We start from the raw sequence: 8292 nt of genomic DNA, 5'->3' as shown, positions 1-8292 counted from the left end.
GAGCCGCCTGTTCAGGCGACGGCGCCCAAGCCCGCCGCCGAGCCGGTCAAGCCGGTCGAGGCCCCCGCCCCGCAGAAGAAGGGCTTCTTCGCCCGTCTGTTCGGCTGGTGATCAGAGGCTGATCGCAAACGCAAAGAAGGCCGGAGAGGACGCCCTCTCCGGCCTTCTTCAATTCTCATGGCTGAGACGGCTTATTCCGGCAGGTCTTCCGCCAGGATGGCCATTTCGAACATGAAGGAGCCGGCTTCGTCCTCATCTTCGAACACCACGCCGATGAACTCGTCATCGACATAGACTTCGGCGGAGTCGGCGACCTTGCGGGCCTTCACCTTGATGCCGCCGTGGTTGAAGGTGCGCTTCAGGTGCGTCTCGACGCGCTTCAGGTCGTTCTCGGTCACGGGGTCAGCCTCGTTTTGGCGCCGGTGAGGCGCATGTCGTTGGCCGCGGACCCTAGAGAAGCCGCCCCGCCTTGGGAAGCCCGCGCGTCAGGCGTCCACAGGCGCAGCGACCGCCCTCAGATCACGAAGTCATAGACGATGTCGGACAGCGTATGGTCCATGGTCCGCGCAGGCGTGGCGTCGGTCGGGCAGTTGACCAGCCTTGCCGGCACCCCCGCCACGGTGCAGCCCGCCGGCACCGGCTTCAGCACCACCGAGCCGGACGCCACCTTGGCGTAGTCGCCGACCGTGATGTTGCCCAGCACCTTGGCCCCCGCGCCCAGCAGGACGCCGCGCCCGATCTTCGGGTGACGGTCGCCGCGCTCGGCCCCGGTCCCGCCCAGGGTCACGGCGTGCAGCATGGACACCTCGTCCCCGATCACCGCCGTCTCGCCGATGACGATGCCCGTGCCGTGGTCCAGGAAGACGCCCGAGCCGATCCGCGCCGCCGGGTGGATGTCCAGCTGGAACAGCTCCGAAATCCGGCTCTGGAAATGGAAGGCCAGGGTGTCGCGGTCCTGCTCCCACAGCCAGTGCGCCACGCGCCAGGCCTGCAGCGCCTGGAACCCCTTGAAATACATGAAGGGCTGCAACAGCGACCGGATCGCCGGATCGCGCTCCTGCACCGCCTTCAGGTCCGCCTCGGCGGCGGCGACAATGCCCGGATCGGCGGAGAAGGCCGACAGGGCCACCTCGCGCACCGTCATGGCCCCCAGCTCCGCATCGCCCAGCTTGCGCGCGATCTGGAAGCTCAGCGCCCCGGCGAAATCCTCATGCGCCAGGACGACGGCGTTCAGCTGCGACGCCAGGCGCGGCTCCTCGCGCGCAGCGTCTTCGGCGGCGGCGCGCAACTGCGCCCACAGGTCCGGCTGCTTCGGCACGACTTCCAGCTTGGCCATCAGGCTTCCTTCGACTTCAGGCGGCGATCCTACGCGCCCAGCATGGCGCGCGCCAGCGCGGCCGGCAGTTCGCCCTCCCGCGCCATATGGTAGGCGCGGTACGCCGTCGCCACCGTCAGCCCGTCGCGCACCGCCCCGCGCGCGATCTCGGCCATCAGATCGCGGAAGGGAACGCGCGCCGTCAGAAAGACCTCGGTCTCGTCCGGCGCCGTCTCGGTCGCCTCCAGTCCCCAGGCCACCCAGGCCATCGCCCGTTCGTCGGTGATGGAGTTGGACAGGTCCAGGTCCAGCGCCGCGCGCCAGTGCTGCGCCGTCAGCCCCGCCTCCTCGGCCAGTTCGCGCTTCACGGCCTCGAACGGGTCTTCCCCTTCCGGCGCCCCGCCCTCGGGCATCTCCCACGAATAGCGCATCAGGGCGAAGCGGTGCTGCCCGACCAGGCTGACCGTCCCGTCGTCATGCAGCGGCAGCACGCCCGTCCCCACATTCTTCGGCCGCATGACCACATAGTCGGCGTCAGCCCCCGTCGGCGCGATCGCCGGGTGGCGCGTCACCCGCATCCACGGCGTGTCGACTAGGTCGCTGGTCCCCAGGCTGCGCCACGGCGGCGTGTCCGGCAGGCCCTCGGCCCAGCGAGGCTTGATGTCGCGGATCTGACTCATGCCCCTGCTATGGCGCAGCGCGCCCCGAAAGCCTAGCTATCGGCCATGAGCCAGTCAGACCTCGCTTCCGCCCTGCCCCTGCCCGTCCGTTCGGACGAGCTGCTGTCGCGCCTGGCCGTGCGCCGCTCGGCCCCGGCCCAGTCGTTGGCCCTGCCCGGCCCCTCGGACGCCGAGATCGAGCAGATGCTGCTGCTGGGCGCCCGCACGCCGGACCACGGCAAGCTGTTTCCCTGGCGCTTCGTCATCCTGGGCCCGCGCAGCCGCGCCGAACTGTCGGAAGCCCTCGCCGCCCTGGGCGAAACCCAGAACCGCACCGGCAAGGAGATCGCCGCCCTGGCCAAGCTGGCCAACCCGCCGCTGACCGTCATGGTCGTCTCGACCCCGATCCAGGGCCACAAGGTGCCGGTCTGGGAGCAGCAGTTGTCCGCCGGCGCCGTCTGCATGAACCTGGAACACGCGGCCAACGCCCTGGGCTATTCGGCCAGCTGGATCACCGACTGGTATTCCTACGACCCCGCCGCCGTCGCCCTGTTCGGCGTCGAGGACGGCGAGAGCATCGCCGGCTTCATCCACGTCGGCTCCCTGTCCGAGCCCCCGCTGGAACGCCCCCGCCCGAACCTGGAGCACAAGGTGACGGCGCGCCCCTGAGGCGGGTCAAAGCCGATCGACGGCGGCTTTCAGCTTCCCGGCGACCACGGCGGCCTTGTCCTTGAGCGCGGAATTGTCGATCGCCTGCATCGAGGCCACGGGATCGATGGCCGAGACCTCGGTGCGGCCGCCGCCCGCGTCCTGCACCACCACATTGCACGGCAGCATGGCGCCGACCTTGTCCTCCAGCCCCAGCGCCTCGAAGGCCAGCTTGGGATTGCAGGCCCCCAGGATCGTATAGGCGCGGAAATCCTCGCCCAGCTTGGCCTTGAAGGTGGCGCGCAGGTCGATCTCGGTGATGACGCCGAACCCCTCCTGGCCCAGGGCCTCGCGCGTCGCATCCAGCGCCGCCTCGAACGGCAGATCCAGCGTCTTGCTGAAATGATAGGTCGCCATGGTCCTCTCCTTCGTCGCCGAGGTCCAGCAAACGCCCGGACGGCGCAGGCGTTGCCTCAGTCCCGCGGCTCCTCCTCCGGCCGATGCACGATCGACACCAACACCACCGAGATGATCATCAGCAGGAACCACGCCCCCAGCTTGTTCAGGCTGACCATCTCCCATCCGTCGCTCTGCCCCGGATAGACCCAGGCCCGCGCGAACGTCCCCAGGTTCTCCGCGAACCAGATGAACAGCGCCACCAGCCCATAGCCCAGCAGCAGCGGCATCGACCGCCGCGTCCGGTCGGCGGTGAACCAGAACCACCCCCGCATGAACAGCAGCCCCGTCGCCGCGAACAGCGCCAGCCGCACGTCCGGCAGCCAGTGATGGGCGAAGAAGTTGACGTAGATCGCCGCCGCCAGCACCCACGTCGTCCACAGCGGCGGATAGTTCCGCACCCGGATATGGAAGATGCGCTGCACCCGCGCGATGTAGCTGCCCACCGCCGCATACATGAAGCCCGAGAACAGCGGCACGGCGCCGATCCTCAGCACCGACTCCTCCGGATAGATCCACGACCCGTGATAGGTCTTGAACAGCTCCATGATCGTCCCGGCGACATGGAACAGGAAGATGACCCGCGCCTCCTCCCAGCTCTCCAGCTTCAGGGCCAGCATCGCCGCCTGTATCCCCAGCGCCCCCAGCACCAGAAAGTCATAGCGCGCCAGCGGCGCTTCATCTGGCCAGAACAGAAACGTCCCCAGGATCAGCGCCAGCATCGCCCCGCCGAACAGACACGCCCACCCCTGCTTCAGCCCGAACCACAGGAACTCATAGGCGTACCGGCGAAGGCGCGAGCGATCGCCCCACGCCTCCGCGCGGGTCATCAGGCGACGGCCCCAGGCTTCGAGCGGGAGGCGGGCGGACGGCCTCACCACATCCTTGGTAGAACGCATGTCAGAACGGTTCATGAATGAGATTTAAGTTGATGGACATTGCCCACCGGCTCCTTATGACCTGCCAAAGAGAAGGATCTAGGCGAATGTCGCTTTCAAAAATTACTCTTGTCGTCTCAAGCTTGGCCTTAGGCCTTCTGATCACATCCTCCCCTCCCGAATCACAGGATCTGGCAGGATACTTGTCTCAACACGGCTACAACTCTATCGCCATGAGCAAGCTCTCCACGGGCCATGAGACCGTGGAGGTCGAGATCAACGGCGTATCCGGGCGCTTTGTTCTCGACTCAGGCGCCGGCGCCACCGTCGTCCATTCCGCACGGCTGTCGAAATACGGCCTGGTCCCTACGCAGGATTCGCCCGAATCTGTCGGCATCGGCGCAGGCGGTCAGTCCTTGATCACGAGCTATCCGCTTCAGTCCCTGACGATCGACGGCGTCGCTCTGGATTTGGACCAGGTGCGCGGAATGAACCTGTCCGGGGTCGTAGAGGCGCTGAGCGGCGCCACGGGCGCCGAAATCGACGGAGTTGTCGGCCAGGACGTGCTAACCCGCTATCAGGGGGTCATCGACGTGAACGCCCAGCAGTTGTTCCTGCGCCCCCAGCCGCGTTGAACCGCTAAGAGCGGCGCCCCTCACCCCCGCCCGCGATACCCCGCCACGCCCTGATCCGGCAGCCACACGCCCTCCAGCGGCGCGCCCGTCTGCCAGAAGACGTCGATGGGGATGCCGCCACGCGGATACCAATAGCCGCCGATGCGCAGCCATTTCGGTTGCAGCAGCTCGGTCAGGCGCTTGCCGATGGCGACGGTGCAGTCCTCGTGGAAGGCGCCGTGGTTGCGGAAGCTGGTCAGGTACAGCTTCAGGCTCTTGCTCTCGACCAGCCAGTCGCCCGGCACATAGTCGATGACGAGGTGGGCGAAGTCGGGCTGACCCGTCACCGGGCACAGGCTGGTGAACTCCGGCGCGGTGAAGCGCGCCACATAGAGGGTGTCGGCGTGCGGATTGGGCACGCGCTCCAGCACCGCCTCTTCCGGGTTGGTCGGGGCGGCGGTCTGGACGCCGAGCTGGCTGAGGCTGTCGGTATAGTGGGTCATGCCCGCCATTTAGGCGTTCGGCCCGCCAAAGAAAACGCCGCGCCCGCCGCAATCGGCCATCCGCCTGTCGCACCTGTGCTAGACTGCCCTGCGGCCGAGGGGAGAGCGGCCGTCAGGCGCTGGGGGATTTCAGACGATTCAGACGAATTGGACTCTGTTTTTTCTCGAGACCGGCGCGCCATCGCGGACCTCGATTGCTGAAGATCAATGCGCGCGTCGCCGGATCGGCCGATCGCTCGACGTCAAGCGGAAAGGATCGGGATCATGGCCGTCCCACAGAGCAAGACCGAGTTGTTGAGCGCGATCGAGGTCAGCTTCGACAAGCTGATGACTGACCTTCGTGCGGTTCCGCTCGACCTGGCGGACGACTGCGGCCTGGACGGTCACGCCGCCGGAACGCGCATGAGCATCGCCAACCTCGTCTCCTATCTGATCGGATGGAACGAACTGGTTCTCAAATGGCTGGATCGCGACAAGGCCGGTCTGACCGTCGACTTCCCGGAAACCGGGTTCAAGTGGAGCGAACTGGGTCGCCTCGCCCAGAAATTCTATCGCGACTATGAGGCCCTGCCCTATCCGGCCCTCCTTCAGCGGCTGGAGGCCGCCAAGGAGCGCATCGTCTCAGAGATCGAAAGCCGTTCGGACGACACCTTGTACGGGCGCGACTGGCTCGACGGGAAATGGACCATGGGGCGGATGATCCAGTTCAACACGTCCTCTCCCTACGCCAATGCGCGCGCCCGGCTCAGAAAGCGGCTCAGGGCGAAACAGGCCTCGGCGGCCGGCGCCTGACAGTGGGAGCCGAACCGCATTGCCTTCCCCGACGACACCCGGTTAGCGTGGCTTAAAGCAACGCATCCCTTCAGGAGAGACGACCCGTGGCCATTCCCGCTTCCCTGCAGTCCGGCCTGAAGCTGCCGGTGATCGCCTCGCCCATGTTCCTGGTGTCCGGGCCGGATCTGGTGGTCGAGGCCTGCAATGCGGGCGTGATCGGCACCTTCCCCTCGCTAAACCAGCGCACGACCGAGGGCTATCGGGAGTGGCTGCACGAGATCAAGTCGCGGCTGAAGCCCGACGCCGCCCCCTTCGGCGTCAACCACATCATCCACCCGACCAACTCGCGCCTGATGGCCGACATGATGGTCTCGGTCGAGGAGAAGGTGCCGCTGATCATCACCTCGCTCGGCGCCGTGCGCGACGTGGTTGATGCGGTGCACGGCTATGGCGGCGTGGTCTTCCACGACATCGCCAATGTGCGTCATGCGCGCAAGGCGGCCGAGGCGGGCGTCGACGGCCTGATCCTGGTCGCCAACGGCGCGGGCGGGCACGCCGGCGTGGTGAACCCCTTCGCCCTGATCAACGAAGTGCGCGGCTTCTTTGACGGGACCATCATCCTGGCGGGCTGCATCTCGACCGGCCAGGACGTGGCGGCGGCGCTGATGATGGGCGCGGACTTCGCCTATATGGGCACCCGCTTCATCGCCACGACCGAGAGCGCGGCCCAGCCCCACTACAAGGAGCTGATCGTCCAGTCGGGCTCGGCCGACATCACCTATACGCCCGCCGTGTCGGGCATTCCGGCCAACTTCCTGACCCCCTCCCTGGTCGAGAACAAGATCGACCCCAAATCCCTGCCCGAGCACAAGCTGGACATGGGCGAGGAGGCCAAGGCCTGGAAGACCATCTGGTCGGCGGGCCAGGGTTCGGGAGCCGTCCACGACGTGCCGACAACGGCTCAGCTTGTCGCTCGGCTGACGGACGAGTTTTCGCAAGCTTGTGATAAATTCGACAAGAAGCGCCTCTAGGAAGCGACCTCGACACTCCCCTATCGAGGCCGACCATGCGCATCCTGACGACCGCCCTGAAGACGACCGTCCTGGCGACCGCCCCGCTCCTGATCCTGGCCTCGACGGCCCAAGCACAGGCGCAGGACATGCCCGGCCGCTGGAGCTTCAGCGCCGGCGCCGCCAGCGACAACCGCTCCAAGGACGCCTCCAAGTCGGACGGCGATCCCTTCGTCTGGGGCGCGGCGGAATGGGAAAGCGACAGCGGCCTCTTCTACGTCAGCCCCGCCGCCGAAACGATCAAGAGCGGCGGCTCGGAGCTGGAGGTCGAACTGGCCGGCGGCGTGCGTCCCCAATGGGCCGGCTTCGACTTCGACCTGAACGTCGCGCACAAGTGGCGGGTGGACGCCAACCCCGGCTATGACGCCAACGCCTGGGAGTTCACGGCCGACATGAAGCGGTCGATCGGCCCGGCCAGCGCGCGCCTGCGGCTGCAGCACTCGCCCGACGGCGCCGGTTCGGTGAAAGCCTGGACCTGGGTCGCGGTGCGCGGCGGCTGGGACTTCACCGACAAGCTGAACGTCTCGGCCGAGATCGGCCGCCGCGAACAGGACAACAGCGTCGACTACACCGGCTACAACATCGGCGCATCCTACGCCCTGACCCGCAATCTGGAGGCCGATCTGCGCTGGCACGGCACCAACGCCAAGATTCCTGGCGAACAGTACGCCGACGCCCTGGTCGCCGGGATCAGCGTTTCCTTCTGATCCGGGCGCGGCGCGTTTCGGGCGCCCGGTTTCACCTTTGGCCCGAAAGGGCCTAGGCTACGGTCATGACTTTTCGACCGACGACCTTGGAACGTGCGTATCAACTGGCCGAAAGCGGCGGCTGCCGGACGGTAGGCGACGTCAAACAGGCCCTGAAGATGGAGGGCTATGAGCGGATTCAGGATGCGCTCTACGGCTCGACCATCACCTCGGCCCTGCGCAAGCTATGTCAGGAGAACTGGGTCTCGCCGCCGGAAACGGCCGAGCCCTGACGCCCCGGCTCTTGCATTAGGACACCGGAGCGTCCACCTTAGAGGGGTCGATCTCTCTGCGTCACGCTCTGCCTTCTGCCCCGCGCACCGAGGTCTAAGCCGATCCATACAGACCCGACAGGTCTTCAGGGACGTTCTCTGAGGCCAACTTCTAGCGGAGGTCCTGAAAATGGCTACCGGCACTGTTAAATGGTTCAACTCCACCAAGGGCTACGGCTTCATCCAGCCGGACGACGGCGGCAAGGACGTCTTCGTCCACATCTCGGCTGTCGAGCAAGCCGGCCTGCGCGGCCTGGACGAAAACCAAAAGGTTTCCTACGAAATCGAGCGCGACCGTCGCTCGGGCAAGGAATCGGCTGGTCAACTGAAGACCGAAGGCTGATCCGGCTCCATCGC

The 8292-nt window shown here is 66.6% G+C and carries 13 protein-coding genes; 7 read left to right on the top strand and 6 right to left on the bottom strand.

What is annotated here, in order from left to right; translation table 11 throughout:
• Positions 1-191 precede the first annotated feature (191 nt).
• The 3 genes from BDIM_RS04940 to BDIM_RS04930 all read right to left on the bottom strand — a co-directional run bounded on the left by BDIM_RS04940 (position 192) and on the right by BDIM_RS04930 (position 1995).
• A complete protein-coding gene (locus tag BDIM_RS04940; RefSeq protein WP_003164469.1) occupies positions 192-398 on the bottom strand; it encodes a DUF3126 family protein in 207 nt (68 codons plus the stop codon).
• A 116-nt stretch (positions 399-514) separates the two neighbouring features.
• Positions 515-1336: a serine O-acetyltransferase gene (cysE, locus tag BDIM_RS04935; RefSeq protein ID WP_003164468.1), complete on the bottom strand. Its 822-nt coding sequence runs from the start codon at positions 1334-1336 to the stop codon at positions 515-517.
• Between the two features lie 29 nt (positions 1337-1365).
• A complete protein-coding gene (locus tag BDIM_RS04930; RefSeq protein ID WP_003164467.1) occupies positions 1366-1995 on the bottom strand; it encodes an NUDIX domain-containing protein in 630 nt (209 codons plus the stop codon).
• 45 nt (positions 1996-2040) lie between these two features.
• On the opposite strand from BDIM_RS04930, the gene BDIM_RS04925 reads away from it, so the two are divergent.
• Positions 2041-2643 (top strand): nitroreductase family protein, encoded by a 603-nt coding sequence (locus BDIM_RS04925; protein ID WP_003164466.1) that lies wholly within the window; start codon positions 2041-2043, stop codon positions 2641-2643.
• Positions 2644-2649: 6 nt separating this feature from the next.
• Here the strand turns inward: BDIM_RS04925 and BDIM_RS04920 are convergent, their stop codons facing one another.
• Positions 2650-3039: a DUF302 domain-containing protein gene (locus tag BDIM_RS04920; RefSeq protein ID WP_040345051.1), complete on the bottom strand. Its 390-nt coding sequence runs from the start codon at positions 3037-3039 to the stop codon at positions 2650-2652.
• 56 nt (positions 3040-3095) lie between these two features.
• Positions 3096-3908 carry a DUF817 domain-containing protein gene (locus BDIM_RS04915; protein WP_040346561.1) on the bottom strand — a complete coding sequence of 271 codons (813 nt, stop codon included), beginning with the start codon at positions 3906-3908 and terminating at the stop codon, positions 3096-3098.
• A gap of 155 nt (positions 3909-4063) precedes the next feature.
• On the opposite strand from BDIM_RS04915, the gene BDIM_RS04910 reads away from it, so the two are divergent.
• Positions 4064-4591 (top strand): retropepsin-like aspartic protease, encoded by a 528-nt coding sequence (locus tag BDIM_RS04910; protein ID WP_169312124.1) that lies wholly within the window; start codon positions 4064-4066, stop codon positions 4589-4591.
• A 20-nt stretch (positions 4592-4611) separates the two neighbouring features.
• Here the strand turns inward: BDIM_RS04910 and queF are convergent, their stop codons facing one another.
• Positions 4612-5073: a preQ(1) synthase gene (queF, locus tag BDIM_RS04905; RefSeq protein ID WP_003164462.1), complete on the bottom strand. Its 462-nt coding sequence runs from the start codon at positions 5071-5073 to the stop codon at positions 4612-4614.
• A gap of 264 nt (positions 5074-5337) precedes the next feature.
• Here queF and BDIM_RS04900 point away from each other — a divergent pair, with 264 nt between their 5' ends.
• From BDIM_RS04900 to BDIM_RS04880, 5 genes are all read left to right on the top strand, one after another.
• Positions 5338-5865: a ClbS/DfsB family four-helix bundle protein gene (locus BDIM_RS04900; RefSeq protein WP_003164461.1), complete on the top strand. Its 528-nt coding sequence runs from the start codon at positions 5338-5340 to the stop codon at positions 5863-5865.
• Positions 5866-5951: 86 nt separating this feature from the next.
• A complete protein-coding gene (locus BDIM_RS04895; RefSeq protein ID WP_003164460.1) occupies positions 5952-6878 on the top strand; it encodes an NAD(P)H-dependent flavin oxidoreductase in 927 nt (308 codons plus the stop codon).
• A gap of 35 nt (positions 6879-6913) precedes the next feature.
• A complete protein-coding gene (locus BDIM_RS04890; protein ID WP_003164459.1) occupies positions 6914-7624 on the top strand; it encodes a TorF family putative porin in 711 nt (236 codons plus the stop codon).
• Positions 7625-7689: 65 nt separating this feature from the next.
• The gene (locus BDIM_RS04885) at positions 7690-7896 is read left to right on the top strand and encodes a hypothetical protein (RefSeq protein WP_003164458.1); all 207 of its coding nucleotides are present in this window, start codon (positions 7690-7692) and stop codon (positions 7894-7896) included.
• Positions 7897-8065: 169 nt separating this feature from the next.
• A complete protein-coding gene (locus BDIM_RS04880; RefSeq protein ID WP_003164457.1) occupies positions 8066-8278 on the top strand; it encodes a cold-shock protein in 213 nt (70 codons plus the stop codon).
• Positions 8279-8292: the final 14 nt, after the last annotated feature.

It is taken from the genome of Brevundimonas diminuta ATCC 11568 (assembly GCF_000204035.1).
Lineage (GTDB): Bacteria > Pseudomonadota > Alphaproteobacteria > Caulobacterales > Caulobacteraceae > Brevundimonas > Brevundimonas diminuta.
This window is presented reverse-complemented; position numbering and strand designations above follow the sequence as displayed.

What these genes read in the sequence shown, in the direction of transcription:
- cysE (WP_003164468.1), bottom strand. Translation starts at nt 1,336, where the DNA reads ATGGCCAAGCTGGAAGTCGTGCCGAAGCAGCCGGACCTGTGGGCGCAG.
- queF (WP_003164462.1), bottom strand. Translation starts at nt 5,073, where the DNA reads ATGACCCACTATACCGACAGCCTCAGCCAGCTCGGCGTCCAGACCGCC.
- BDIM_RS04920 (WP_040345051.1), bottom strand. Translation starts at nt 3,039, where the DNA reads ATGGCGACCTATCATTTCAGCAAGACGCTGGATCTGCCGTTCGAGGCG.
- BDIM_RS04890 (WP_003164459.1), top strand. Translation starts at nt 6,914, where the DNA reads ATGCGCATCCTGACGACCGCCCTGAAGACGACCGTCCTGGCGACCGCC.
- BDIM_RS04900 (WP_003164461.1), top strand. Translation starts at nt 5,338, where the DNA reads ATGGCCGTCCCACAGAGCAAGACCGAGTTGTTGAGCGCGATCGAGGTC.
- BDIM_RS04925 (WP_003164466.1), top strand. Translation starts at nt 2,041, where the DNA reads ATGAGCCAGTCAGACCTCGCTTCCGCCCTGCCCCTGCCCGTCCGTTCG.
- BDIM_RS04930 (WP_003164467.1), bottom strand. Translation starts at nt 1,995, where the DNA reads ATGAGTCAGATCCGCGACATCAAGCCTCGCTGGGCCGAGGGCCTGCCG.
- BDIM_RS04910 (WP_169312124.1), top strand. Translation starts at nt 4,064, where the DNA reads ATGTCGCTTTCAAAAATTACTCTTGTCGTCTCAAGCTTGGCCTTAGGC.
- BDIM_RS04880 (WP_003164457.1), top strand. Translation starts at nt 8,066, where the DNA reads ATGGCTACCGGCACTGTTAAATGGTTCAACTCCACCAAGGGCTACGGC.
- BDIM_RS04915 (WP_040346561.1), bottom strand. Translation starts at nt 3,908, where the DNA reads ATGACCCGCGCGGAGGCGTGGGGCGATCGCTCGCGCCTTCGCCGGTAC.
- BDIM_RS04885 (WP_003164458.1), top strand. Translation starts at nt 7,690, where the DNA reads ATGACTTTTCGACCGACGACCTTGGAACGTGCGTATCAACTGGCCGAA.